We start from the raw sequence: 24499 nt of genomic DNA on the forward strand, positions 1-24499 counted from the left end.
GGTAGTCCTTTCACGTAGAATTCAAATTTGCATCGCCACCAAGTCTTGTGAGCCGGCTTACTTGAGGCCCGTTCCGGCAATGCCTTGGATCAGTTGGCGCTGGAAAAACACGAAAATGACGAGCATCGGCACTAGGGACAAAAGCGCGATGGACATGATGTCCGTCCATTCGGTGTTGTACTGGCCCTTGAGCAGGTTGAGGCCGAGTTGGACGGTGTACATCTCCTGATCAGTGAGCATGACCAAGGGCATTACGAAGTCGTTCCACCGCCACATGAAGGTGAAGATGATCAGCACCGCGATAATCGGCTTGGACAACGGCAGGACGATCTTGCGAAAGATCGTGAGCTCGCTGGCGCCATCAAGCCGCGCGGCCTCGATCAACTCGTCCGGGATCGACACCATGAACTGGCGTACCATGAAGATGCCGAAAGCTTCGGCAGCACGCGGCAGGATCACGCCCCAGTAGGAATTAAGCAGCCCAAGCTCGGACACGACGAAGAAAAGCGGGACGATGATGACCTGGACCGGTATCATCAGGGCGCTCAGCACCGCCAGAAACAGCACGTCGCGTCCGGCGAACCTGAACTTTGCGAAAGCATAACCGCACAGCAGGTTGATGGTGACGGTGATCGCCACTGCCACCACGGCGATGACGGTCGAGTTCCAGAACCAATGCAGGAACGGCATATGCGCCAGCGCGTCGGCGAAGTTCTGCCAGACCCATCCCGTGGGCATTAGGTTGACGTCAGGGATGAAAATCTGATCCTTTGGCCTGACTGCCGTCACGAACATCCAGTAGATCGGAAAGATCATGATGACGGCGCCAAACGCCATGAGAACCCAAAGACCGATCGTTTCCAGCCGCTTTTTCATCGGAGTAGTAGTGGTGACCATCATGGCCGTGGTCTCCTACACAAATTCTTCGGTCCGCTTGTTCACGCGCCACTGCAGCAGAGTGAACAGGAGGATCAGAAGGAAGAGGACGATACCCATGGCGCTCGCATAACCCATTTCGGATGTCGCGAATGCCGACTGGTAGATGTATTGGACGATCATCGTCGTCGAGAAACCTGGACCACCACCCGTCATCACGAAGATCAGGTCGAAGACCTGGAAGGAATGGATGACGTTGAGGATGAGCAGCAGGAATGTCGTGGGACGCAGGAGCGGCCATGTGACGTGGCGAAACTGCTGAAGGCGGGTGGCGCCGTCGATTGACGCGGCCTCGTAATAGGTCGGCGAAATCGACTGCAGCGCCGCCAGATAGACGACCATACAGAATCCAACGCGCGTCCACAGCGTCGTGATGATGATCGACGGCAGGGCCCAGCTTGTGGTCGAGAGCCAGGCGACCGGCTGGATCCCAACGAGCTTCAGCAAAGCGTTGATGACGCCGTAATGGTCGTTGAACAGCCAGGCTGCGATGATCGCCGTCGCAACGCTCGACACGACGACGGGGAGAAAGTAGATGCTGCGCAAGAACGTGCGGGCATAGAGATCACGGTTGAGGCCGACGGCGAGCAACAGGCCAATGGCGAGGCTCGTCGGCACGGTTGCCACAGAATAGATGACGGTATTCTTTATCGCCTGCCAGAACTGGTAGTCGGTCAGGAGGCGAGTGTAGTTTTCCGCGCCGATATAGAACGGTTCATCGATCAGGGACCATTCGTGCACGCTGATGAAAGCCGCATAGAGAAGCGGAAAGAAGATGAAGACCGAAAATAGAACGAGATTGGGCGCGATGAACAGATAAGGCGTCAGTCGCGGCCGGAAGGATGCCCACCAGCCGGAAAACCGGCTGGTGGCAGTCTCGTTCATTGCCTTCTCAAGGGATATTGAGGTGGGGGCCATGACCTGCATTCGCTTTGATAAGATTTCAGGGGTTTAACGATTCGTTCAGGCCCGCAGCAGAAGCCGCTCGATATGGGCTTGGATATTCTCGGCTGTCTGCTCCGCAGACTGGCCGGATGTAAAAGCCAGATCGAGCTCGTCGGCCATCTTGGGGTTGAACCTGCCCCAGTTGGGATGGATGACCGTACTGACGAGATGTTCGGGAATGGTCTTCGTCTGCTCTACGAAGACCTTCATCTCATTCGGCCGTAGAGAGAACTCGATCCCCTTGTCCACAATCGACGTGCGCACCGGCAGAAGCTGGGCCGTATTGACGAAGCTGCGCATGTTTTCCTCGTTGACGAGGAATTTGACAAACTCGGCGGCCAATTCTGGCGTCTTGCTATCGCGGGAAACCGCGACGCAGGTGCCGCCAAGATCGTCGGCCATTGCGACGTCACGCGGCAGGTAGGTGACGCCCCATTTGGCCTTCATCTGCTGCTCGACGAAGGGAATCTGCCAATTGCCATTCAGCATCATGGCGATCGTGCCGTTGGCGAACAGGTTCTGCACCTTCTCGGCGCTCTTGACCGAGGTGCTGGGCGGAACCAGTCCTTCGGTGAACCAGCTCTGTGTCCATGCAATCGTCTCGATGCCGGCCTTCTCGGTGATGCGGGAGGCCGTCAGGTCCTCGCTCAGCAAGCGCCCGCCATGCTGGTAGAGATAGAACATCCAGCGATGCACGGCGCCGTTCTGCCAGCTCATGGCGAACGGATAGGATGAGCCGCCCTGCGTCTTGAGCTTTTTGGCGTTGTCGATGAACGCCGCCCATGTCCAAGCTTCGTCGAGGCTGGACGGTACCGCGATATTGGCCTTTTCCAACAGTTCCTCGTTGTAGAACAGGGCAAACGTATCGGTGTGATGCGGCAGCGCGTAGGGAGTGCCCTTGACGTTGACGGCGCTCCAGACGGCAGGTGTGAAGCCCTTGCCGAAGTCCTTCTCGAGATACTGCGTAAGGTCGATGGCGGCCTTGTTGCTCGCGTATCGCCCGATCTGCTGATAGGTCACGCGGAAGAGGTCGGGCGCCTGGCGGCCCGCAAGGCGCGTATCGACCTGCTGGTAGAATTGCGCGAACGGCATCACATCAAGCTTGACCTTGACGCCGGGATTGGCGCTTTCAAATTTGGCGATCACGTTCCTGTAGCCAGCAACTTCTGAATCGCCGCCCCAGACGGCAAATGTCAGCTGTTTTTCCTGTGCAAGCGCCGGCATGCCGAGCGCGCCGGTCACAAGCCCCGCGCCGAGACCCGCGCCGGTCTTCAAAATGGTACGTCGATTGATAAATTGCGTCATGTCTTCCTCCCATGAGTGTCAATTTCCAACGCCTCCCTCGACACACATGCCGGGAAGGCACGTTTTCAGTTGTGCGGCATTCCCTCCGAATCGACCTCCGTTCCACCGCACGATTCGCGCACAAGTAGCCTGACGGGCAGCAGATGATCCTGCCGCCCTTCCTTCTTATCGATTGCATCTATGACCGCTTGCATTGCCAGCTTCCCGAGCTCCTCCCGGGAGCTGTCGACTGTTGTCAACGTCGGGGCAGTAAAGCCACCGAAGGCAATGCCATCGAAACCGACGACGGCGAAATCATCCGGCACCCTCAGCCCGCGCTTGCGCAATCCATGCAAAGCGCCGATCGCGAGCCGGTCGTTATAGGCGAAGAGAGCCGTCGGCGGGACGTCAAGCGCCAGGATGCGGTCAAGGGCGAGGACACCGCCTGACAGCGAATTCTCGGTCACCACAACGAGATCTTCATCGAATGGCAGACCAGCCTCGGAAAGCGCATGCATATAGCCATCGATACGGTCGTGCCCGCCATGCGAACTTCGCAACGCCTGGGTAAAGTGTGCGATGCGCCGATGTCCAAGCGAAATGAGGTGGCGGGTGGCGATATATCCACCTCTCTCAAGATCGACGCGGACGCTTTGAATTCCCGGTGCGGGGCTAGGCTCCTGCAGCACGACAACGCCGACACCGCGCTTTACGAGAGCAGGTAGTTCCGGAGCAGCGCAGTTATTGTGTCCTGCGACGATGATCCCGTCGTAAGCCGCCCCTTGCAACAAGAGCGCAGTGTGAAACTCGCTCAGTTCGTTGCGGGACGAAATGATCGTGACCGAATATCCGCGCAAACTGGCTTCCGCTTGCGCCGCACTCGCGATCTCTAGGAAGTACGGATTCTCCAAGGTCGGCAGAATGAAAGTGATGATCTTGGTGCTGCGCTGCCGCAGGCTTCTGGCGGCATGATTGGGCGTGTAGCCCAACTGGGCAGCGGCGGACATCACGCGTTCCCGTGTCTCCGGAGAAATGCGCACGGCACTATCCCGGCCATTGAGCACGAGGGAAATGGTCGCTTGGGAGACACCCGCGAGGCGTGCGACATCAGCGCTTGTCGGTGCAGCGGCGGCCGAATGTTCACCCGTGGACTTGCGGTTCATCGCGGACCCTACACTTGCTAAATCGTATTAGCTAATACGTATTAGCTCGAGCGACGGGCTGTCAAGCCCTCACATGGAGGCGAAATCAATCGCATCGTCGCGTCCTTTCTGGAAGGGAATAGGTGACCGTCCGAGGTAGCTTTTGTTACCTTCAGCGTATGGGAGATCCGCTTCACGGTCTCGCCTACAGCGGGATGCTGAGGAGGCTCCGGACCCAATGGCTTTGCATGATCTTGAAAAGGCCGTCCCCAGTAAGTGGCTCCTTCAAATCGAGAGCTATATGGTAGGGTCACTTGCAGCTGGGAGGATCGACGAGCAAACGTTCCTCGCCTCCGTTGCTGCGGCCACGTTCAGGTTTCTGCGAGGGCGCGATACGCTCGTGCGCCAACACACCCACCGTTCGACGGGTCTTGCACGATTTATTGTGCTAGCAACGTGATCATGACGTGGGTAATGGCTTGAGCTTAGAGCGGCGGCAGCGTTCAGAACAGTACTTCACGTCGCTCCAGTTCTTGGCCCACTTCAGCCTCCATGCAAAAGGTTTTCCGCATGTCGCACACGTTTTTATCGGCAGATCCGCTTTCTTGACCATTCTCGCCATATGGATCCTCTCCTATTCAACGTGTTTACGAAATGCGAACGAACCATTCGCCGCTCAGTTACCGAAGTGGCAATTCCACGAGCCCTACCCTATCTGGGGAAGCACTCAGCGATTGGAAGCACCCGACTTCAACCTCTTTTCATGTCCGCTCGAGCTATTTCTGTTCACTTTACGTTCCGCCTGCCCTATGACAGGCGGGTTTGCCATGTTTGAGACAGTGGATGATCAACCGATCGACTTTTGAATTTCTAGAGGAAGCCTCCAGTAATCACGGCGCCGAGTGGCTCGACGACAACCGAGCTAGACTTGATTGCGCGCGCCGCGACTTAATTGAATTCACCCTAGCGTTAGCTAATAGCACAGGGTCGATCGACAAGCGCGTAGATGAGGCCAACCGAGATCCCCGCAAATGTTTGAGTGCCGCGTCTATCTCGAAAGGCACCTGCTGCATCACGTTGCGAGTTTCGCCTTCGAAGAACGCAGCCGCGACATATTACATGCAAATCTCTCCGCACAGCTCATACAGCGGAGGCGGAGCGCTGCTACCCCCGCCACGGCTTGCCCGCATTTTGCGGCAAACAATCGCAAGCCACACCGGCAAATGGAGAGGGATCGTCGAGGGTCCATTATTTCGGACATATTTCCCAAATGGTCTGACGGGCGGTCATGATTTGAGCGCCAGCGGGTACGTCAGAAATCACGACGCGCTCGACTTTTTCAATCTCAAAAACTTCGGAGCCTGTCGCAACGTTTCTGACGAGATGCTCGTGTCCTCCAATCTTGTCGAGGAAATAGTAAAATCATTCGCCGCTGCCCGCGCGCTGGTCGATTACATCAATCGGGCAACGACTAAGCTCCCCGAGTCTCGATAACCGGAAGGCTCTTACGCGCAAACTTACTGACCCGAAGCTTATAGAGATGAAAAAGTAGGCTCGCGACTATCAGCACGGTCGGGATGTGCTTGATCGGTTTCCTGTCATTGAGATTGTTTAGGACGCTAACAAGGTGGCCGCAGACGTCTCGGCATTAGAGATTTTGCTTGCGAGCACTTATACGGTAGGGACCGGCTCTCTCCCCCATTACGACAGATTTCCAGGAAAGGGTGATCTCTCGTCGCGCAATCAAGGCATCAACCGCTTCATGGACGGCTGGCATGTAGTCACGCCACTCAAGCGGAGCGTTGTGATCATTTGCAAGGCTGCGCGCAACTTCGCTCGGGCACGTCGTCCCATCAGGTCGACTGACGACAAAACTTAAAATGGTCGATTCCGCATTCGCTCGCATGGCTCGTCCCCATTTAACTGAACTGTCTCGCGGGTCATTTGACAGTTACATTGTCTCAGCAAAGCATCAGGCAAGACCATCTCTGCGCAATATGTCTTACAGCGGTGGTGTTGCGCTGGACGGCTCCGTTTTGAATAAGCGAGAGAGCTACTTCGTTCAGGCAAAGCGATATGGAAAACCGTTCAACCCTGCGGCGGCTTTTGACGCTGTCTCAGTTGCCGGGAAACGCAGCGGATCGTTACTCAAGATCTAACCGATGCGCCACCCCGTCATCGCAGAGGCTTTGGAGGCGCCATTGATTGTCAGCTTGGGATACTTGAGCCACTGCTCGATAGCAACAGTGGTGACGAACCTGAAGGCGTCATAGATGGTATTGCTGATCGGACTTGAGGCGAAAACCCGCGTCCGCGTCGCAGGCATCACGACCGGGACGCCGCTGCAGATCTCGACGTTGTCCGAATACGGGGTTGCCGAGCGCACGCCGGCCTTGGCTGCGGAAACCGCTCGGTTGCCGCCCCTGCCGCAACATGCCGGGTTCCAGGCGGAGCCGGTGACTGTTTCGCCTTTGCGCGGCGGTGCCGGACCGGACATTTGACGATGATGTCGTAATGCAGACTGCCGGAAACGACGACAGCGGGGCAGGATGCGGTCATAGAAATTTGTCTTTCCGTCTGGAGGCGACGGCCGCCATAGTCTTTTCTGGATTTTCCCAAAATTACCTATTGCACATCACCGGTCTCCGAAGTCCCGCCGCCAGGCGCAAGTAAATGTAAACGCTCGTTTATTTGCTCCGCATCCGGCCAAATCAAAGCCTCTGACCAATCGCGCGCGCCGCCCTTCATATGGCTCAAAGGTTTTCCTTGAGTAGAATTTCGATGCGGATCTTTTCCTGTGCGGCGAGCGGCTCGCGGGCATCCGAGCGGGCGCGCATGATGCGAATTGCACTGCGCACCGCATGGCCCGGATCCTGTGCGATCACGGCATCGATACGGTCGTCCCGGAGCGCCTGTTCGGTGAAGGGAGTTCGCTCGTGGACAACCACGGCAATGCCGCCGAGATCGACGTTTCCGGCAGCAGCCAGGATCGGCACGCGAGCCTCTGCGCTCAGCACGTAGATTCCGGAAACATCGCGATTGCCGGCCAACACGCGGGCCATCACCTGCTGGCTACGTGCCTCGTCGGCGTGGGTTTCGATGGACGGCAGACAGGTCAGATGCGGAAAGGCGCTGTTGATCACGTGGTCGAAGCCAAGGCGGCGCTGGATGCTGTCGAGCGACTGCATGGTTTCCGCGATCACCATGACCTTTCCCGGATGGGAACCCGCAAGCATGCCCATCAGCTTGCCCGCACTCGCACCCGCCGCAAAGTTGTCGATACCGACGAAATCAGCCTCTGGCAGCTTTTCCTGACCGGACAGGAATTGCACCACCTTGATGTTGCGCTGGAGAAGCCGCGCCATGGCGTCTCGCACCTGAGGCGATTCGGGCGCCATGACAGCCACGCCATCGACCTCCTCCTTGTCGAGGCTGGAGAGCAGCTTTGCCACGCCATGCGCATCGTCGATCCCGATCTGGCGGTAGGCAATCTCGGTGAGGTCGCCCTTGAGCGCATCAGTCAGCTCTTCAACGTGCCGCAGGAGCTCCTTGAGGTATAGATCGCCGCTTGCCGGAAGCAGGAAGAGAAAACGGTACACCTTGTTGCGGGCAAGGCTGACAGCCGCCGGATTTCGAACGAAGCCGATCCGCTCGATTGCGTCATTGACCAGCCGGGCGGCCTTCAGGCTCACATTCGGTCGTTCGTTCAAGACACGATCGACCGTTGCAAGGCTGACGCCTGCAGCCTCGGCCAGATCCTTCGCTGTTGGACGCATGACGACTTCCCATGATTTCCGCCTTCCAGAGCTTTCCTTCAAAACATCAGCAAACGCAAGAATTGATGTGCGCACCTCAAAAACCACTTGCTTTGAGGTGCGCACATCAATTAGCCTCCATCTGGGTTCGGGAGAGGCATCCATTACACCCCGTTCCGCTGGAGGAGGCCGGCCAGAGATTAGGGTCCGGAGCCGGCATTTGGCCCGCAAGGGCGTTTCGCCATCCGCAGGAGACCGGACGGCGCTGGGAGGATGACATGATGAAATCGCTTTACGTGAAAGGTCTGCTTACTGCCGGAACGGTCGCCTGTTCGATGGGTTTCGGCACTATGATGGCGCATGCCGACGAAAAAGAACTGACGCTCTGCTGGGCAGCATGGGACCCGGCAAACGCACTCGTCGAACTCAGCAAGGGCTTCGAGGCGTCGTCCGGCATCAAGATGAAATTCGAGTTCGTCCCGTGGCCGAACTTCGCCGACCGCATGCTCAACGAACTCAACTCGGGCGGAAAGCTCTGCGATCTGATGATCGGCGACAGCCAGTGGATCGGCGGCGCCGCCGAGAACGGTTGGTATGTGAAGCTCAACGAGTTCTTCGACAAGGAAGGCATCAAGATGGATGCCTTCGTTCCGGCAACCGTCACGGGTTATTCCGAATGGCCGAAGAACACCCCGAACTACTGGTCGCTGCCAGCCTTCGGGGACGTGGTCGGCTGGACCTACCGCAAGGACTGGTTCGAGCGGCCCGAAATTAAGACCGCCTTCAAGGAAAAGTTCGGTCGCGACCTGACGCCGCCCGCAACCTTCGACGAACTGAAGCAGGTCGCCGAATTCTTCCAGGGCCGCAAGATCGATGGCAAGACCGTCTACGGCGCCTCGATCTACACCGAACGTGGCTCTGAAGGCATCACGATGGGCGTGATGGACGTGCTTTACAGCTATGGCTTCAAGTACGAAAACCCGAAGAAGCCCTATGACATGAAAGGCTTCGTCGATTCCGCAGGCGCCGTGAAGGGTCTCGAATTCTACAAGTCGCTCTATGATTGCTGCGTCGCACCGGGCACATCCAACACCTACATGGGCGAAGGCATCGACGCCTACAAATCGGGCCAGGTCGCCATGCAGATGAACTTCGCCTTTACCTGGCCGGGGTTCGAGGCTGATCCGAATGTCGGGGGCGGAAAGACTGGTTATCTCGTCAATCCCGCAGGGCCCGGTGGCGAGAAGTTCGCCCAGCTCGGCGGCCAGGGCATTTCGGTCGTCGCCAATACAGACAACATGGACGGCGCACTGGGCTACATCAAATGGTTCGCCCAGAAGGATGTACAGGACAAATGGTGGTCCATGGGCGGCTTCTCGTGCCTTCGCGCCGTTGTCGAAGACCCGAACTTTACCAAGAGCCAGCCCTATGCACAGACCTTCCTCGACAGCATGGCGATCGTGAAGGACTTCTGGGCCGAGCCGTCCTATGCGACGCTGCTGCAGGCATCGCAGAAGCGGTTCCACGACTATGTCGTCGCTGGCAATGGCACCGCGAAGGAAGCTCTGGACGGGTTGATTGCCGACTGGACGGAAACGTTCGAGGACGAAGGCAAGCTCTGACACAAGAAGATCTTGGCTCCTGGATCTGATCCTGGCGCAGTGTCTCTAATCTTTCCCCCGGTAATGCCGGGGGAAAGCCAAAGCCAAGCGTTGCCGCCTGCACATCTTTAGAAACCCAGCCTGCCGGCACAACCCGAGCTTTGCCTTGTTGCCTCACCGGCCACGGCACCGCATGCGGTTGCCCTTTGGAAACGCCACACGGATCCGGACGATGACCGACACACCCGCAGACCGCCTCGCCCGTGCGACGCCACAACCGGTTGCCAGACGCATCCGGGGCTTAAGCGACAGGGCCATCGCCTGGATCTTCGTAGCACCCACGATCTTCCTGCTTCTGTCGGTCAACATATTTCCGCTGATCTGGACGATCCGCCTGTCCTTCACGAACTTTGCCGCGAACAAGCCGAACGCGGAGGTGAAATGGGTCGGATTGCGCAACTACACGCGCATCCTCACCGACGCCGACACCTGGGCGAACATGCAGACGACCGCCCATTTCCTCATCTGGACGATCACCTTCCAGGTGCTGATCGGCTTCTCCCTGGCATGGCTGATCAACCGCAAGTTCAAGGGCAACGACCTGGTGACGACACTAATCGTCATCCCGATGATGCTCTCGCCCGCCGTGGTCGGCAACTTCTGGACCTTCCTTTACCAGCCGCAGATCGGCCTCGTGAACTACGCCGTCGAATTCCTGACCGGCATTCCCGCCGACAGCTTCTCGATGCTTGGCCCCGGTGGCTGGGCGCGCTGGGCGATCGTCATCGTCGACACCTGGATGTGGACGCCCTTCGTCATGCTGATCTGCCTCGCCGGACTGCGCTCCATCCCCGATTACATCTATGAAGCAGCGGAAGTCGACCGCGCATCGAAGTGGCGGCAGTTCTGGACGATCACGCTGCCAATGGCACTGCCATTCCTAATGCTTGCAGTCCTGTTCCGCGGCATCGAGAACTTCCGGATGTTCGACCTGGTGGTCCTCCTCACCGGCGGCGGGCCGGGGGACGAGACGCTGCTCGCCTCGATCGACCTCAAGCGCGAGGCCTTCGAGAAATGGCGGACCGGCTATTCCAGCGCCTATGCAATTGTCCTGTTCGTCACGGTATTCGGCCTCGCCTCCATCTACGTGAAGGCCCTGAACAAGGTTAAGGAACGATGAGCGCCCATTCCGTCACCGAACCGTCGCCTGCCTCGAAGTGGATTGCCGGCATCTTGGTCGGACTATATGCGGTGATCACGCTGATCCCGCTCATCTGGATCATTTCGACGAGCTTCAAGTCCGGCCCGGATTCGATCAGCTATCCGCCGAAGGTCGTCTTCGAGCCGACGCTTGAAGGCTACGTAAACCTCTTCACGACACAGTCGCGCCCCTCGGCGGAAGACCTCGCCAAACTGCCGGCACCCACCACGTGGTATGACAAGATCACACGGGAAAGGGGCATGATCATTTCGGGCCCGTCGCGCTTCGGGCAACGATTCCTGAACTCGGTCATCATCGGCTTTGGCTCGACATTCCTGTCGATCTTCCTCGGGACGCTGGCAGCCTACGCCTTCAGCCGCTTCAAGGTGCCGCTCAAGGATGACCTCCTGTTCTTCATCCTGTCGACACGCATGATGCCTCCAATCGCCGTCGCGATCCCGATTTACCTGATGTTCCGTCAACTGGGGCTTTCGGATACGCACCTCGGGATGATCCTGCTTTATACGGCGGTCAACCTGTCGCTGTCGGTCTGGCTGCTCAAGGGATTTATTGACGAAATCCCGCGCGAATACGAAGAAGCGGCACTGATCGATGGCTATACCCGCTTCCAGGCCTTCTACAAAGTCGTCCTGCCGCAGGCGGCAACAGGCATCGCCTCGACCGCGATCTTCTGCCTGATCTTCGCCTGGAACGAATATGCTTTCGCAGTCCTGTTGACGAGCGGCAATGCCCAGACGGCGCCCCCCTTCATCCCGACCATCCTGTCGGTTGGCGGCGGTATCGACTGGCCGGCCGTTGCGGCTGCAGCGACACTGTTCCTGCTGCCCGTGATCATCTTCACCGTGCTGCTGCGCAAGCATCTGCTGCGCGGCATCACCTTCGGAGCCGTGCGCAAATGATGAACTTCCTTGCCCGCCTGCGCCGGTTCCGGCGACCCGAATGGGAGATGTTCGCCTCGGCGCTGATCGCGCTCGGCGTGATCATGCTCATGCAGCCGCTTTCGCTGACACTCTTTACCTTCTCCTTTCCGGTGACGCTGATCGGAACCGTCATGTTCATCGTCGTCAGTCATTTTCCGGAGTAAGTCATGGCCCAGATTCGCGTTGAAAACCTGCGCAAGGACTTCGGTGCCTTCAATGCGGTGAAGTCGTCCAGCTTCACCGTCGAGGATGGAGAGTTCTTCATGCTGCTCGGCCCGTCCGGCTGCGGCAAGACGACGACGCTGCGGATGATGGCCGGCCTTGAACTGCCGACCAGTGGCGAGATCTATATCGGCGGCGAAGAGGTCGGCATGAAGCGCGCGAGCGAGCGCGACATCGCCTTCGTCTTTCAGATGTTTGCGCTTTATCCGCACATGAACGTGCGCAAGAACATCTCCTATCCCCTGGTCAGCCAGGGCATAGCGCGCTCGGAAGTCGATCGCCGCGTGGCGGAAGTCGTCCGTATCCTGCAGATTGAATCCATCCTCGACAAACCGGTCGGCGGGCTTTCGGGCGGCGACCGCCAGCGCGTCGCACTCGGCCGTGCGATCGTGCGCCAGCCGAAGGCCTTCTTCATGGATGAGCCCCTCGGGGCGCTCGATGCGGAGTTCCGTGAGCATATGGCGGAGGAGCTGCGCGCCCTGCATGACCGCATGGGGGCGACCACCGTTTATGTCACCCACGACCAGCTGGAAGCCATGCAGATGGGCGACAAGATTGTCGTCATGAACCATGGCGTGATCGAGCAATTCGGCAAGCCCCAGCAGATCTATGACTGGCCGGCAACCAAGTTCGTGGCGAAATTCATCGGCTCGCCGCCGATGTCGTTCCTGGAATTCGAAGGTGCGATCGACGACGGGGGCAACGCGGTGACGATCGGTGTATCCCGCATCGAGGTTCCAAAGTCCCGCGAAGGCCGCAAGGGTGCGCTCACGCTCGGCGTCAGGCCGGAACATGTCCACCTGTCGGACGAAGCCGGTCTTCGCGGACGGGTGGCAGCCGTCGAATATCTCGGCACCACACAGATCGTCACGATCGAGACGGCCCATGGAGAGATCAAGGCGCGGACGGCGTCGAGCGATGCCATCCGGACGGATGTTCCCGTCGGGCTTGAATTCGATCGCCGCTCACTCACCCTGTTTGATGCGAACAGCGGGATCGCACTGGTGTCCGAAGCCAATGAAGGAGTTCTCACCCGTGGCTGAAGTCGTCCTTTCCAGCATCCGCAAGTCGTTTGGCGCCACCCGCGCGCTCGACGACGTGGTGATGACCGTACCGGACGGCGCCTTCGTGGTGCTTCTCGGTCCGACCGGAGCCGGCAAGAGCACGCTGCTGCGCCTGGTCTCGGGCCTCGACACGCAGGACAGCGGCGACATCAGGATTGCCGGACAGTCCATGGCCGGGCTGACGCCGGCACAGCGCAATGTCGCGATGGTCTTCCAGCAATATTCCCTCTACCCGCACATGACGGTGCGGCAGAACCTCGAATTTCCGCTGAAGTCGCCGCTGTTGCGCACGCCGCAGGCGGTGATCGACCAGAAGGTGAAGGCAATCGCCGAGGTCCTGCAGATCGCCCACAAGCTGGACAACCGGGCAACGGCCCTTTCGGGCGGCGAGATGCAGCGCGTGTCGATCGGCCGGGCGCTGGTCCGCAATCCGCAGATCTATCTCATGGATGAGCCGCTGAGCTCGCTCGATGCGAAACTCCGCGCCGACCTTCGGGTCGAACTGAAGAACATCCAGGCCCGGTCCGGCGCCACCTTCCTCTACGTGACGCATGACCAGATCGAGGCGATGACCATGGCAACCCATGTCGGCGTGCTCAAGGAAGGACGCCTCGTGCAGTTCGGTTCGCCGCGCGAGATCTACGAAGCGCCGGTCAGCATCTATGCCGCGACCCGGCTTGGCCAGCCGCGCATCAACGTGCTCCCCGCACACCTCTTCCCCGGAGCAGTGGCGGGGGCCCATACGATCGGGCTTCGGCCCGAGCATATTCTCCAGGGAGAAGGGCAGGAAGCCAAGGTGGTCCGGGTGGAACATCTCGGCGACCAGACGCGTCTTCATCTCACACTTGGAGAATATCCGATCATCACCGTCACCGATGCCCACACCGCCCTGAAGGGCGGCGACATCATCAAAATCCAGCCGCAGGAGCCGATCTATTTCGATGCGGCCGGAATGCGTCTCGTCTAAGGGAGGGTCTCATGTCTCAATTCCTCAACAGCCGCGAAAATGCCGTCACCGAGGCGATCGACGGCATGCTCATGGCCTCGGCTGGAGCGCTGAGCCGCCTCGACGGCTATCCGCACATCCGCGTCGTGTTGCGATCCGACTGGGACAAGTCGAAGGTCGCGATTGTCTCGGGCGGCGGATCCGGCCATGAACCGGCCCATGCCGGTTTCGTCGGTCGCGGCATGCTGACAGCCGCCGTCTGTGGTGATGTCTTCGCCTCGCCGAGCGTTGACGCTATTCTAACCGCGATCCTCGCGGTGACTGGCCCGCTCGGTTGCCTGCTGATCGTCAAGAACTATACAGGCGACCGGCTGAACTTCGGCCTTGCGGCCGAACGCGCCCGTGCCTTCGGGCTGAATGTCGGCATGGTGATCGTGGATGATGACATCGCGCTCCCCGATCTGCCGCAGTCCCGCGGTGTGGCGGGCACGCTCTTCGTCCACAAGATCGCCGGTGCGATGGCGGAAAACGGCGCAAGTCTTGATGCCGTCATCGACACTGCGCGGCGGGTGATCGCCAATACCCGCTCGATCGGCATTGCACTCGACACCTGTACCGTGCCGGGCTCGCCGAAGGAAAAACGCATTCCCGAAGGTCACGCCGAACTCGGCCTTGGCATCCACGGTGAGGCGGGTGTGGAGCAGATCGAGTATGACGGCGTGCGCGGCGCCGTGGCCGCCATGGTGGACCGGCTTGCGGCGGGCATGGAGGACAAGCCGCATGTCGTACTTGTCAACAATCTCGGCGGCACCTCCGTGCTGGAAATGGCCGTGGTCGTCAACGAACTGGTTCAATCGGCGATCGGCGCGCGCCTGTCGCATATCGTCGGGCCTGCTGCGATGATGACCTCGCTCGACATGCAGGGCTTTTCGATCTCCGTATTGCCGGCGGAAAAGGCCGATCTCGACTTGCTGGCCAAGCCGGTCGGCCTTGCAGCATGGCCAGGCGTGACGGCGATGCGACCCGTCAACGTCATCGCCCTGCCCGATGGACTGACCCCGATCGCGCCGCTTGCCTCGCAGCATCTGCCCACCCGTCAATTCCTCACAGAGTGCTGCAAGCTCCTGATCGAGGCGGAAAAACACCTTAACGCGCTCGATGCCAAATCCGGCGACGGTGACACCGGCTCGACCCTTGCAAGCGCCGCGCGTGCCCTGATCGAGGCCCTCGATCGGCTACCGCTTGCAGATCACACCCAGCTCTTTCGCGCCATGGGCCAGGAACTCAGCCAGACCATGGGCGGCTCTTCCGGCGTCTTGCTCGCCATCTTCTTTGCCGCGGCAGGCGATGGGGCCTCGAGTGGGCTTGGCATGCGCGACGCGCTCAAAGCCGGCCTTGCCCGCATGCAGGAAATCGGCGGCGCAGAGCTCGGCGACCGCACCATGGTCGATGCGCTCTCGCCTGCACTGGACGCCTATGACAAGGGTTTTGCAGCAGCGGCCAGTGCAGCCCGCGCCGGCGCCAACCTGACCGCAACCTATCTCAGCGCACGCGCAGGCCGGGCGGCTTACATAAATGCCCGGCAGCTCGAAGGTCACATCGATCCCGGCGCGGAGGCCGTCGCGCGTCTCTTCGAGTTTCTTTCCCTTCGACATAGCAGGTCGGAGGGCAAACCCGCGGAGTGACGGCGTGAGCCAGGGATCGGCGCGGCGGGAGCCATCCTGGGCGAGGTCCGCCGCAACGCAAAACACCCGCAGCTTAGAGCTACGGGTGCTTTTTGATGATTTGGTTGCGGGGGCCTGATGGCGCAGCGATCTGAAAACTCGACCGCCTTAAACCCAAAGCAACCATCGGCTCGGTACTTACGCGGTTTGCGGAGTGGGTGTGCCGGCAGCTTCGCTCTTTACTGGGCACCGCGAAACCTGGATTTGAGGATGTCGCGCTATCGGTGTTCGGACGCTTTGGGTGTGAGGAAAGCAAGAAGTCTGTTGGTAGAACCGACAACTCCGGGGTAAGTGAGGATGCAGTTTCCAATAGGCAGGCTCTTTTCGGGAGGCTTGCTACCTGCATCGGCCTGCAATAATCCCTGTACTCCCGCTCCGGCTTCGAGGCATTAATGACGCTACCAAGCAATGAATCAATCGAAGAGCTCGTCGCTTTGTCGATGTTGCAACAAGCACGTACATTTGCCGAGGCCTACGGCGGGCAGTCGCGCCTATGGCAGCGGCCCTATGCAGAGGCGCGGCCTCGTGTCGCTTCATCGATCGCATCGGTATGGATGACGGCCTATCCCCCTTCGGTAATCCCGTTGCCCGGCGAATCCGTTCTCAAGACCCTTGGCGACGCACATCTGTGGTCAGCCCTTTCGGCGATCGGCGTACGCGGTATTCACACGGGACCGATGAAACGTGCCGGCAGTATGAAAGACGGCGTCTACAGCCCGACGATCGACGGCAATTTCGACAGAATAAGCTTCGACATCGATCCGACTTTCGGCACGAACGAGGAATTCGTTGCCATCAGCCGCATGGCGGCGGCACACAACGCCATTGTCATTGACGATGTCATTCCTTCACACACGGGCAAGGGTCCGGATTTCCGGCTCGCCGAAATGAATCATTCGACCTACCCTGGTCTCTACCACATGGTCGAAATTCCAGAGGAAGAATGGCAGCGTCTTCCGGACGTGCCGGAGGGCCGGGAGGCGGTCAACCTGCCTGCCGATACCGTTGACTACCTGAGGGATCGTGGCTTGATTGTCGGCCAGCTCCAGCGGGTCATTTTCTTCGAGCCCGGCGTGAAAGAGACGGACTGGAGTGCGACCGGCCCGATTACCGGCGTCGACGGCAAGGAGCGCCGCTGGGTTTACCTGCACTACTTCAAGGAGGGGCAGCCGAGCCTGAACTGGCTGGATCCATCATTTGCCGCGCAGCAGATGATCATCGGCGATGCGTTGCATTCGATCGACCAGATGGGCGCCCGTGGCCTGCGGTTGGATGCGAATGGATTTCTCGGCGTCGAGCGTCGAGTGGAGGGCCCGGCATGGTCGGAAAGCCATCCGCTTTCCGTGACGGGCAACGCACTGCTCGCTGGCATGATCCGCAAGGCCGGCGGGTTTTCGTTTCAGGAGCTTAACCTGACGATCGATGATATTGCCGCGATGTCAAAGGGTGGAGCGGATCTGTCCTACGATTTCATCACGCGCCCGGCCTATCATCACGCGCTGTTGACAGGCAATACCGAGTTCTTGCGCATGATGCTGCGGATGGTCCATGAATTTGGCATCGACCCTGCGTCGCTTATTCATGCGCTCCAGAATCATGATGAACTGACGACGGAACTCGTGCATTTCTGGACCTTGCATGCAGACGATATTTACACCTTTGCCGGCCAGACCTGGCAGGGGCGTACGCTGCGCATGCATATTCGCGACGTAATACGCGAGCGCCTTTCGGGACCCAACGCCCCCTATAACCTTCCCTTTGTCACCAACGGAATCGCCTGCACGACAGCGAGCGTCATTACCGCAGCCCTCGACATTGCCGACCTGGAAAGCATCGATGATGAGACGACGAAGCTGATTCAGAAAATTCACCTTCTGCTGGTGATGTACAACGCTTTTCAGCCGGGCGTATTCGCGCTTTCCGGATGGGATCTGGTCGGCGCTTTGCCATTAACGCCGGCTCAGGTGCATCACCTGATGGCCGACGGCGACACCCGCTGGATCGAACGCGGCGCCTATGATCTGACGGGTCAGAACTCTGGCGAGGAGTTTTCCGCCGACGGCATGCCGCGTGCCCGCGCCCTATACGGCCCGATCAGCGAGCAGCTCGCGCAGCCGGACTCGTTTGCCTCGCAGCTCAAACGCCTGCTGGCCGTTCGGGAAGCTTATGGGATCGCGGCCAGTCGACAAGTCTCGATACCTGATACCACCGCCCCAGGTTTGCTCATCATGGTCCACGAACTTCCGGATCTACGAGGCACGCAGGTGACCGCCCTGAATTTCAGCTCCTCGGCGATCTCCGAAGTCGTGATCTTGCAGAACGTCAGGCCAGGACCTGTCGTCGACATGATTGCGGAATCAATCGAAGGCGACCTTACAGAAGATGGCGCATTGACTATCAATCTGGAGCCCTACGAGGGTCTATCCCTCAGAGTTGTTGGAACGCTCCCGACGCTCTAAATGTCACGCGCATATCTCTGCAAATAGCCGCGCTTGTGCGTTCGCTTGCGGGTCTACGACCCGCTTGCGGACGTGATACATGACGGGATTTTACACGCCTTGGCCGGCGGTGATCCAACGATACGGGATCTCTGACGCCTACACCTGCTGTCGAGTGGCAACCGATCGCAGGACCACGCGGGCGACATTAAGCTGCCTCCATGCATGACATCACATGGACAGCTCGAAAGCGCTCGGGATGCTGCTCCTGGCGGCATGGACCGGCACGTCGATGCGTTGTCCTGTGGTCCGGTCGTAGAGGTGCAGTGCCTCTGGCGGCAGGGTCAGCCAGACGGGCCGGCCTTCCAGTTGCTGGTCGCCGGGTGGCAGGGTCGCTGCGATCTCCCGGTCGCCAAGGGTGCAATAGGCGACACGCGAGCCACCCAGTTCCTCGACAAAGTCGACCGTCGCCGGAAGGCCGGCTCCGGCAGTTTCACTCAGCAGGAGGTTTTCCGGCCTGACGCCGACGGTGACCGGAGTGCCTTCGGCAAGGCTTGTCCGGCCGATGCCGACCCCGCCAGCTGGCGCATCGATGACGAGAGCACCGCCTGCCCCGATGGCGGCCGGGAAAAGGTTCATGGCCGGCGCCCCCATGAACCCGGCGACGAAGACCGAGGCAGGCTTTCGGTAGACCTCGGCAGGCGATCCGATCTGCTCGACGCGACCGGCATTCATCACGATCAGCGTGTCGGCAAGCGTCATCGCTTCGACCTGATCATGCGTCACGAACACCGACGTCGCCTTGAGGCGCCGGTGCAGCTTCTTGATCTCGATGCGCATCTGGACGCGCAGCAGTGCATCGAGATTGGACAGCGGTTCGTCGAACAGAAAGACGTCGGGTTCGCGCACCATCGCGCGGCCCATGGCCACGCGTTGCCGCTGCCCGCCGGAGAGCTGCGCCGGGCGCCGGTCGAGATACTCCGTCAGGTTCAGGATCTTCGCCACAGCCTCGACCTTGCTGTCGCGCTCGGCCCGCGGCAGCTTGGCGATCCGAAGCGGATAGGCGATGTTCTGGCGCACGGTCATGTGCGGATAGAGTGCATAGTTCTGGAACACCATGGCACAGCCACGATCGGCCGGCTCGATGTCGTTCATCACCGTTTCACCGATGGAAATCGTGCCTGACGTGACCTCCTCCAGTCCCGCGATCATACGCAGGAGGGTCGACTTGCCGCAGCCCGATGGACCGACGATGACGACGAAATGGCCATCGGGGATGGTGATGTCGACGCCATGCAGGACCGGCTTGCCGTCGTAGGATTTTTTCAGGTTTGAGAGTGTCAGATCAGCCATCAGATGTCTCCCGGACGACGGTTGTGCAGGTGTGCAATCGTGGACGTGTCGCGGCCGATGCCTGCGAGAATGGGTCTGCCGCGCATCAGCGGATACCGGATTTCATGAAGGACTGGACGACCTGGCGCTGCAGGAGGACGTAGATGACGAGGACCGGCAGGCTTGCGAGCGTCGAGGCTGCCATCAGTGGTCCCCACTGGTTGCCCTCGGCCGTCATGAACATCTGGATGCCGATCTGGATGACGGAGTTTTCGGCCGTGCGGCTGAGCAGTAGTGGCCAGAAATACTCGTTCCAGGTCGAGATGAAGATGAGGATGGCAAGCGAGGCAATCGTGCCGCGCAGATTGGGCACCATCACCTCCCAGAGAATCCGCCAATTGCGTGCGCCGTCCATCCGCGCCGCCTCGATGACTTCCCGGGGGAAGCTGCGCATGGCCTGGGCAAGAAGCAGGATCGCAAGCGCCGAGACAAGGTTCGGCAGGATCAGCGCCACGATGCTATCGAGCAGACCCATCTGGGCAATCAGCAGATAGTTCGGGATCATCACCACCTGAAAGGGTACCAGCCAGGTCAACGCCACGGCGCTATACACCAGCTTGTCGAGCGCGAATGTCCAGCGGGCGAAGGCGAAGGCGGCAAGAAGCCCGGTCAGAAGCTGAAAGGCCGTGGAGACGACGGAAAAGACCAGCGTGTTGACCAGCATGCGGCCGATCGGGATGGCCTCCAGCGCCTGCCGGTAATTGTCGAGCGACATGCTCGTCGGCCATAGGCTCGTCTCGAACATGGCATTGGCGGGACGCAGCGAACTCGCCAGCATCCAGTAGACCGGGAAAAGGCACAGGATCGACAGGAGGACCATGAGAACATGACCAGCCGCGGTGTCGAGGCCGGATTTGTCCGAGATGCGGCGAAGCGGGCGCGCCATCGGGCGGGGCGCGCGCAGGACGTCAGTTGTCATGGAAAGTATACCTGTCGATCAGGCGGAATAGCACAAAGGCCACTGCGCCGAAGCCGAGGAAAAGGATGACGGCCGCAGCCGAGCCCCAGCCCACCGACATGGTGGAGAAGCCGAAATCCCAAAGGAGATAGTAGATGTTGGAGGTGGAGCCGAGCGGGCCGCCGCCTGTCAGCACGTTGATGTAGGTGAAACTCCACTGCGCGCCGAGCAGGATCGTCATGACGACCAGAAACAGGGCCGTGGAACTGAGCAGCGGCAGGCGGATGTCGCGGATGATCTCCCATTTGCTGGCGCCGTCCATGCGGGCGGCCTCCACCAGGGAGGGGTTGATGTTGGCATTGGCGGCAGACAGGATCAGCGTCGAAAACCCGATCAGCTTCCAGCCGGTGATCAGGATGACGGTCCAGATGGCGGTGTTGGGATCGGAGAGGAACTTCACGGGCTTGAAGCCGATGCCCTGGAGCATCTGGTTGACTAGGCCGTAGCCGGGATCGAGCAGCCAGCGCCAGACGGCGGCGGCCACCACCGGCGCGATGATCATCGGCACGAAGATGATGGCGCGGTAGATGTTGCGCGAGCGCTCGGGAAGGTCATGCGTATAGATGGCGATCGCCAGCGGGATCAGCACGGCGAGCGGCAAAAGGCCGAAAATGTAGATCCCGGTATTGCGCAGCGACTGCCAGAATTTGGGCAGGGCAAAGATGCGCGTGTAGTTGTTCCAGCCGACATAGATCTGCGGCGAATTGGGCAGCATGTTCCACTGGTAGAAGCTCAGACGCAGCGCATCGACCAGCGGCCAGTAGATCCAAACCACAAGCAGGATGATGGCCGGAGACAGGTAGAGCCAGGGTGCCCAGCGCGACTGGGTCATCCGTCTGCGGCGGGTCGGTGCTTGTGTGGCCAGGGCCATTCTACGCTCCAGTGGGTTTGAAAGGCGTTGGCCTTTTCCGTCGGTCCGGTCGTGGCAATTCGGGCGACGGGTGTGTCACGCGCACAGACGGTCCGTCAGCGCTTCGATCTCCGCGGGCGTGAGGCCGATCCGTTGGAGATAGGCCGCGATCCCGCCATGCCCCGCATCGAGACAGTCAAGGAAGGCTTCCATCGTTACGGCGTCGCTGGCGAGCATCCGCTCGACATGGTCGGCATCGATGCCGGCCGCAAGCGAACGGGCGCGAAGCTGCGCGATCAGGCCCTCGGCGGAGGCGGTGAGCGCATAGTCGGCCACGATGTCGGCATGCGAGACGCCGGCGGTGGCCAGAAGCATGGCAGCGACGACGCCGGTGCGGTCCTTGCCGGCCGTGCAGTGGAACAGCACCATCCCCGGCCGGGCTTGCCCGATGGCGCGAAAGACCGTGGCGAACTGCGCGCCACAATGATCCAGCGCGCTGCAATAGCGCTCCGCCATGTCGAAGGGCTGCCGCACCATTGCGATCGGCGCCAGCGCGTCGAAGAGCACGATATTGCGGTAGGACACCGTCTCGTGGCCGATGAAGGGGTGGTCTGTGACCGCAGTCTCGTGCGGCCCGCGCAGGTCGATGACGAGCGAGAGATCATCGGCGACAAGCGTCGCCAGGCTCTCGCCATTGAGCGGGTGCAGCGCTTCCCCGCGCAGGATCCGGCGCCACTGCGTGGTGCCGCCGGCCTGCCGATTGTAGCCGCCAAGGTCGCGGATGTTGTGGGTGTCGGGCAGCGTCCAGTGACGCATGGCGGCCTCCTGCTGTGCTTCGGTCTGTTCGTCTTGGTACAAATGCGGGCGCGCGTCGTCGCGGATGCAACGCCCCCACTCGCGCGTGGTCAGGGCATCAGCGCCTGGGCATTGGCCTGCGCCTCGGTCAGCGTCTTCACCACGTCATTGGGACCGAGCACGGCCTCCGAGACGGCTTCCTTCATCATCGCTTCGGCCTGGCGATAGTTCGGGCCGGGGAAGGCGACATTGGGGGTAAGACGCGACAGCTGTTCGAGGTTCGGACGGATCAGCGGGTGCGTCGCTGTCCAGGGACCGAGCAGCTTCGGATCGTCGACGATGTTGAGGCGAAGCGGCAGATAGCCGATCTTCGAGGTGATGATTGTGTAGCCGTAGTCGGAGGTGAGGAACTTCATCAACTCGTAGGCGGCGCGCTGCTTGACCGGATCCTGCGAGAAGGCATAGAGCGCCGAGCCCGAATTGGTGGGCGCGGTCGGCTTGGTCCCGAAGGCCGGCATGCCGGTCACGCGCAGTTCCCACTTGCCGTCGGCGGATTTGGACAGGGAGTTCTGCAGGGCGCTGGTGTAGAGATACATGCCCAGCCGGCCGGCGGCAAAAGCCTCCTGCGGATTGGCCGGGTCGAGGCGGGCATGGGCGCCGCTGTCGACCATGTCGCGCAGCATCTGCACCGCTTCAATGCCATTCTTGTCGGCGAAGGTCAGCGTGTTGCCATCGCGGACCTTGCCGCCATTCGACATCAGGATCGCCTGATAGACGAAGGTGCCGTCTGTCGGGCCATAGGCGCCGGGAAAGAAGCCGTCCACGCCGGTCTTGGCGACGATGGCTTCGGCTGCCGTCTTCACCTCGGCCCAGGTCTTGGGTGGCGTCTCGGGATCGAGGCCGGCTTTGCGGAAGAGATCAGCGTTGTAGTAGAGGATCGGCGTCGAGAACGTATAGGCAAGCCCATAGGTCTTGCCGTTGATCTTGCCGAGGTCGACGCCACGCGGGATCAGTCCGTCGGTAAGGGCAGCGTAGCCCTTGGCCCCGGCCATGTCCTCGAGCGGCTGTGCACCCAGATCGGAGGCAAGATAGATGAGGTCGCGAAACACCAGCTGGGCAACGTCGGGCTGCATGCCGGCGGCCATATCGGCCTGCAGGCGCGTGATGATGTCGTTGGAGGGAACTCCGACAGTCTTCACCTTGATCAGCGGGTTTTCCTGCTCGAACTTGGCGATCATCTCGCGGGTGGCGTCGGCACCGGCGCTCGCCGTGGCGAGGTTGTAGTTGTAGAAGGTGATGGTCACCGGCTTGGTGATCTCGGCAGCCATCTCGGCATGCGCGGCGCCGGTTGTTCCGGCGGCACCGAGGACTGCGGCGACCGCAAGGCCGAGGAAGGTGCGTTTTCTCATCGCGGGAAGCTCCTGTTGGGAGAAGTTGGTCATTCGGTGGCGCCCGCCATGGCCGCATCCTGTTTGTGGCGCAGCAGGGACAGGTCGTAGCGGTTGAGTTCGTTGCGGGTCTGCGGCAGGGGAACGAGCGCCATGGTCAGGCCCGAGGTACGAATGGTGCCGATCCCGAAGGAGGCGCCTTCGACCATGCGCAGTATGTCTGTCGTCAGAATATCGGTTGCTGCATGCTGGCCCATGCCGACGATGACGGGGATGCCATGCCATGAGGAGAACCGGTCGTGATGGATATGACCGGAGAGGATCCCGAGGATGTTGCGGCCCTTGAGCACGCCGGCCAGCTGCTGGCTTTGGCTGAACTCGATCGTGCGCCAGTGGTCCCACGGAACAGCGTCGCCCAGCACCGGGGCATGGTGGGCAACGATCAGCTTGGGCAGATCGCCGTGCCGGTCGAGCGCCTGAGCGAGCCAGGCGAATTGCGCGGGCGTCAGGCTGCCGCCGATCTCGCCAGGGGTCGTGGTATCGAGCGTGACGATATGGATGCCGCCGATCACCTGGTCGTGGTCATAGGGAGCATCGAGATCACTGGTTCGGTCAAGCATGGCTTGGTAGAAACCGGCGCGCGTGTCGTGATTGCCGATCGCGTAGACGACCGGCACGTCGGTGGCCGCCATCAGCGACCGCAGCTGGCGGTAGCTCTCGACATCGCCGCGATTGGTGAGATCGCCGCTGGCGATAATGAACTGCGGCTTCTGATCCATCGATCCGATCAGCGCGAGAACGCGCGAAAGCGTCGCCGAGGTATCGCTGAACAGATGGCTATCGGCGACGGAAGGATTGCCGACATGCAGATCGGTGATGTGGATGAACGTCGTTTCGACCATGGAGAGCTCCTGCGT

The 24499-nt window shown here is 60.3% G+C and carries 22 protein-coding genes and 1 pseudogene; 9 read left to right on the plus strand and 14 right to left on the minus strand.

Going from position 1 to position 24499, the window contains the following annotated elements; all coding sequences use genetic code 11:
- Positions 1-57: 57 nt before the first annotated feature.
- The 5 genes from ACQY1J_RS02380 to ACQY1J_RS02400 all read right to left on the minus strand — a co-directional run bounded on the left by ACQY1J_RS02380 (position 58) and on the right by ACQY1J_RS02400 (position 4929).
- Positions 58-900: a carbohydrate ABC transporter permease gene (locus ACQY1J_RS02380; RefSeq protein ID WP_430249213.1), complete on the minus strand. Its 843-nt coding sequence runs from the start codon at positions 898-900 to the stop codon at positions 58-60.
- Between the two features lie 12 nt (positions 901-912).
- Positions 913-1821 (minus strand): carbohydrate ABC transporter permease, encoded by a 909-nt coding sequence (locus ACQY1J_RS02385; protein ID WP_062577712.1) that lies wholly within the window; start codon positions 1819-1821, stop codon positions 913-915.
- A 78-nt stretch (positions 1822-1899) separates the two neighbouring features.
- The gene (locus tag ACQY1J_RS02390; RefSeq protein WP_192078334.1) at positions 1900-3186 is read right to left on the minus strand and encodes an extracellular solute-binding protein; all 1287 of its coding nucleotides are present in this window, start codon (positions 3184-3186) and stop codon (positions 1900-1902) included.
- 65 nt (positions 3187-3251) lie between these two features.
- Positions 3252-4328 (minus strand): LacI family DNA-binding transcriptional regulator, encoded by a 1077-nt coding sequence (locus tag ACQY1J_RS02395; protein ID WP_062577710.1) that lies wholly within the window; start codon positions 4326-4328, stop codon positions 3252-3254.
- Between the two features lie 439 nt (positions 4329-4767).
- Positions 4768-4929 (minus strand): DUF2256 domain-containing protein, encoded by a 162-nt coding sequence (locus tag ACQY1J_RS02400; protein WP_082471754.1) that lies wholly within the window; start codon positions 4927-4929, stop codon positions 4768-4770.
- A 221-nt stretch (positions 4930-5150) separates the two neighbouring features.
- Here ACQY1J_RS02400 and ACQY1J_RS02405 point away from each other — a divergent pair, with 221 nt between their 5' ends.
- A complete protein-coding gene (locus ACQY1J_RS02405) occupies positions 5151-5801 on the plus strand; it encodes a DUF2461 family protein (RefSeq protein WP_062577706.1) in 651 nt (216 codons plus the stop codon).
- A 154-nt stretch (positions 5802-5955) separates the two neighbouring features.
- On the opposite strand, the gene ACQY1J_RS02410 is transcribed toward ACQY1J_RS02405, so the two are convergent.
- The 3 genes and pseudogenes from ACQY1J_RS02410 to ACQY1J_RS02420 form a co-directional block, all read right to left on the minus strand.
- On the minus strand, positions 5956-6213 hold the full coding sequence (locus ACQY1J_RS02410) for a DUF3253 domain-containing protein (protein WP_209899692.1): 258 nt from the start codon (positions 6211-6213) through the stop codon (positions 5956-5958).
- A 468-nt stretch (positions 6214-6681) separates the two neighbouring features.
- Positions 6682-6866 (minus strand): annotated as a pseudogene (locus tag ACQY1J_RS02415) (ribokinase); the annotation flags it as partial.
- Positions 6867-7060: 194 nt separating this feature from the next.
- Entirely contained in the window at positions 7061-8083 is a 1023-nt protein-coding gene (locus ACQY1J_RS02420) for a LacI family DNA-binding transcriptional regulator (protein ID WP_430249214.1), read from the minus strand.
- 314 nt (positions 8084-8397) lie between these two features.
- On the opposite strand from ACQY1J_RS02420, the gene ACQY1J_RS02425 reads away from it, so the two are divergent.
- From ACQY1J_RS02425 to treS, 8 genes are all read left to right on the plus strand, one after another.
- Positions 8398-9684 (plus strand): ABC transporter substrate-binding protein, encoded by a 1287-nt coding sequence (locus ACQY1J_RS02425; RefSeq protein WP_062460537.1) that lies wholly within the window; start codon positions 8398-8400, stop codon positions 9682-9684.
- 211 nt (positions 9685-9895) lie between these two features.
- Complete coding sequence (locus tag ACQY1J_RS02430) at positions 9896-10843, plus strand: carbohydrate ABC transporter permease (protein ID WP_062460076.1); 948 nt, start codon at positions 9896-9898, stop codon at positions 10841-10843.
- The gene (locus ACQY1J_RS02435; RefSeq protein ID WP_062577702.1) at positions 10840-11784 is read left to right on the plus strand and encodes a carbohydrate ABC transporter permease; all 945 of its coding nucleotides are present in this window, start codon (positions 10840-10842) and stop codon (positions 11782-11784) included. The genes ACQY1J_RS02430 and ACQY1J_RS02435 overlap by 4 nt, the downstream gene beginning before the upstream one ends.
- Positions 11781-11969, plus strand: coding sequence for a hypothetical protein (locus tag ACQY1J_RS02440; RefSeq protein ID WP_174197835.1), 189 nt, complete (start codon positions 11781-11783; stop codon positions 11967-11969). The genes ACQY1J_RS02435 and ACQY1J_RS02440 overlap by 4 nt, the downstream gene beginning before the upstream one ends.
- 3 nt (positions 11970-11972) lie before the next feature.
- On the plus strand, positions 11973-13070 hold the full coding sequence (locus tag ACQY1J_RS02445) for an ABC transporter ATP-binding protein (protein ID WP_062460083.1): 1098 nt from the start codon (positions 11973-11975) through the stop codon (positions 13068-13070).
- On the plus strand, positions 13063-14058 hold the full coding sequence (locus tag ACQY1J_RS02450) for an ABC transporter ATP-binding protein (protein WP_430249217.1): 996 nt from the start codon (positions 13063-13065) through the stop codon (positions 14056-14058). The genes ACQY1J_RS02445 and ACQY1J_RS02450 overlap by 8 nt, the downstream gene beginning before the upstream one ends.
- Before the next feature lie 11 nt (positions 14059-14069).
- Positions 14070-15722, plus strand: a complete 1653-nt coding sequence (locus ACQY1J_RS02455; RefSeq protein ID WP_430249219.1) for a dihydroxyacetone kinase subunit DhaK — start codon at positions 14070-14072, stop codon at positions 15720-15722.
- Between the two features lie 431 nt (positions 15723-16153).
- A complete protein-coding gene (treS, locus tag ACQY1J_RS02460) occupies positions 16154-18220 on the plus strand; it encodes a maltose alpha-D-glucosyltransferase (protein WP_113111334.1) in 2067 nt (688 codons plus the stop codon).
- Positions 18221-18430: 210 nt separating this feature from the next.
- Here treS and ACQY1J_RS02465 read toward each other — a convergent pair whose 3' ends face one another.
- From ACQY1J_RS02465 to ACQY1J_RS02490, 6 genes are all read right to left on the minus strand, one after another.
- Positions 18431-19552, minus strand: coding sequence for an ABC transporter ATP-binding protein (locus ACQY1J_RS02465; protein ID WP_430249220.1), 1122 nt, complete (start codon positions 19550-19552; stop codon positions 18431-18433).
- 85 nt (positions 19553-19637) lie between these two features.
- Positions 19638-20510, minus strand: a complete 873-nt coding sequence (locus ACQY1J_RS02470; protein WP_430249223.1) for a carbohydrate ABC transporter permease — start codon at positions 20508-20510, stop codon at positions 19638-19640.
- A complete protein-coding gene (locus ACQY1J_RS02475) occupies positions 20500-21420 on the minus strand; it encodes a carbohydrate ABC transporter permease (protein ID WP_174197838.1) in 921 nt (306 codons plus the stop codon). Before ACQY1J_RS02475 ends, ACQY1J_RS02470 begins: the two co-directional genes overlap by 11 nt.
- A 75-nt stretch (positions 21421-21495) precedes the next feature.
- Entirely contained in the window at positions 21496-22215 is a 720-nt protein-coding gene (locus ACQY1J_RS02480) for a tyrosine-protein phosphatase (protein WP_430245920.1), read from the minus strand.
- An 89-nt stretch (positions 22216-22304) separates the two neighbouring features.
- On the minus strand, positions 22305-23603 hold the full coding sequence (locus tag ACQY1J_RS02485; protein WP_184655510.1) for an ABC transporter substrate-binding protein: 1299 nt from the start codon (positions 23601-23603) through the stop codon (positions 22305-22307).
- Positions 23604-23632: 29 nt separating this feature from the next.
- Entirely contained in the window at positions 23633-24484 is an 852-nt protein-coding gene (locus tag ACQY1J_RS02490; protein WP_430249225.1) for a metallophosphoesterase, read from the minus strand.
- Positions 24485-24499 lie beyond the last annotated feature (15 nt).

This window comes from Neorhizobium sp. DAR64860/K0K1 (assembly GCF_050500205.1).
GTDB lineage: Bacteria > Pseudomonadota > Alphaproteobacteria > Rhizobiales > Rhizobiaceae > Neorhizobium > Neorhizobium soli.

Excerpts from the sequence above, each read along its gene's own strand:
- treS (WP_113111334.1), top strand. The coding sequence starts at position 16,154 with ATGACGCTACCAAGCAATGAATCAATCGAAGAGCTCGTCGCTTTGTCG.
- ACQY1J_RS02430 (WP_062460076.1), top strand. The coding sequence starts at position 9,896 with ATGACCGACACACCCGCAGACCGCCTCGCCCGTGCGACGCCACAACCG.
- ACQY1J_RS02470 (WP_430249223.1), bottom strand. The coding sequence starts at position 20,510 with ATGACAACTGACGTCCTGCGCGCGCCCCGCCCGATGGCGCGCCCGCTT.
- ACQY1J_RS02440 (WP_174197835.1), top strand. The coding sequence starts at position 11,781 with ATGATGAACTTCCTTGCCCGCCTGCGCCGGTTCCGGCGACCCGAATGG.
- ACQY1J_RS02395 (WP_062577710.1), bottom strand. The coding sequence starts at position 4,328 with ATGAACCGCAAGTCCACGGGTGAACATTCGGCCGCCGCTGCACCGACA.
- ACQY1J_RS02390 (WP_192078334.1), bottom strand. The coding sequence starts at position 3,186 with ATGACGCAATTTATCAATCGACGTACCATTTTGAAGACCGGCGCGGGT.
- ACQY1J_RS02490 (WP_430249225.1), bottom strand. The coding sequence starts at position 24,484 with ATGGTCGAAACGACGTTCATCCACATCACCGATCTGCATGTCGGCAAT.
- ACQY1J_RS02385 (WP_062577712.1), bottom strand. The coding sequence starts at position 1,821 with ATGAACGAGACTGCCACCAGCCGGTTTTCCGGCTGGTGGGCATCCTTC.
- ACQY1J_RS02485 (WP_184655510.1), bottom strand. The coding sequence starts at position 23,603 with ATGAGAAAACGCACCTTCCTCGGCCTTGCGGTCGCCGCAGTCCTCGGT.
- ACQY1J_RS02475 (WP_174197838.1), bottom strand. The coding sequence starts at position 21,420 with ATGGCCCTGGCCACACAAGCACCGACCCGCCGCAGACGGATGACCCAG.
- ACQY1J_RS02435 (WP_062577702.1), top strand. The coding sequence starts at position 10,840 with ATGAGCGCCCATTCCGTCACCGAACCGTCGCCTGCCTCGAAGTGGATT.
- ACQY1J_RS02380 (WP_430249213.1), bottom strand. The coding sequence starts at position 900 with ATGATGGTCACCACTACTACTCCGATGAAAAAGCGGCTGGAAACGATC.
- ACQY1J_RS02445 (WP_062460083.1), top strand. The coding sequence starts at position 11,973 with ATGGCCCAGATTCGCGTTGAAAACCTGCGCAAGGACTTCGGTGCCTTC.
- ACQY1J_RS02480 (WP_430245920.1), bottom strand. The coding sequence starts at position 22,215 with ATGCGTCACTGGACGCTGCCCGACACCCACAACATCCGCGACCTTGGC.
- ACQY1J_RS02420 (WP_430249214.1), bottom strand. The coding sequence starts at position 8,083 with ATGCGTCCAACAGCGAAGGATCTGGCCGAGGCTGCAGGCGTCAGCCTT.
- ACQY1J_RS02410 (WP_209899692.1), bottom strand. The coding sequence starts at position 6,213 with ATGCGAGCGAATGCGGAATCGACCATTTTAAGTTTTGTCGTCAGTCGA.
- ACQY1J_RS02405 (WP_062577706.1), top strand. The coding sequence starts at position 5,151 with ATGATCAACCGATCGACTTTTGAATTTCTAGAGGAAGCCTCCAGTAAT.
- ACQY1J_RS02425 (WP_062460537.1), top strand. The coding sequence starts at position 8,398 with ATGGGTTTCGGCACTATGATGGCGCATGCCGACGAAAAAGAACTGACG.
- ACQY1J_RS02400 (WP_082471754.1), bottom strand. The coding sequence starts at position 4,929 with ATGGCGAGAATGGTCAAGAAAGCGGATCTGCCGATAAAAACGTGTGCG.
- ACQY1J_RS02465 (WP_430249220.1), bottom strand. The coding sequence starts at position 19,552 with ATGGCTGATCTGACACTCTCAAACCTGAAAAAATCCTACGACGGCAAG.
- ACQY1J_RS02455 (WP_430249219.1), top strand. The coding sequence starts at position 14,070 with ATGTCTCAATTCCTCAACAGCCGCGAAAATGCCGTCACCGAGGCGATC.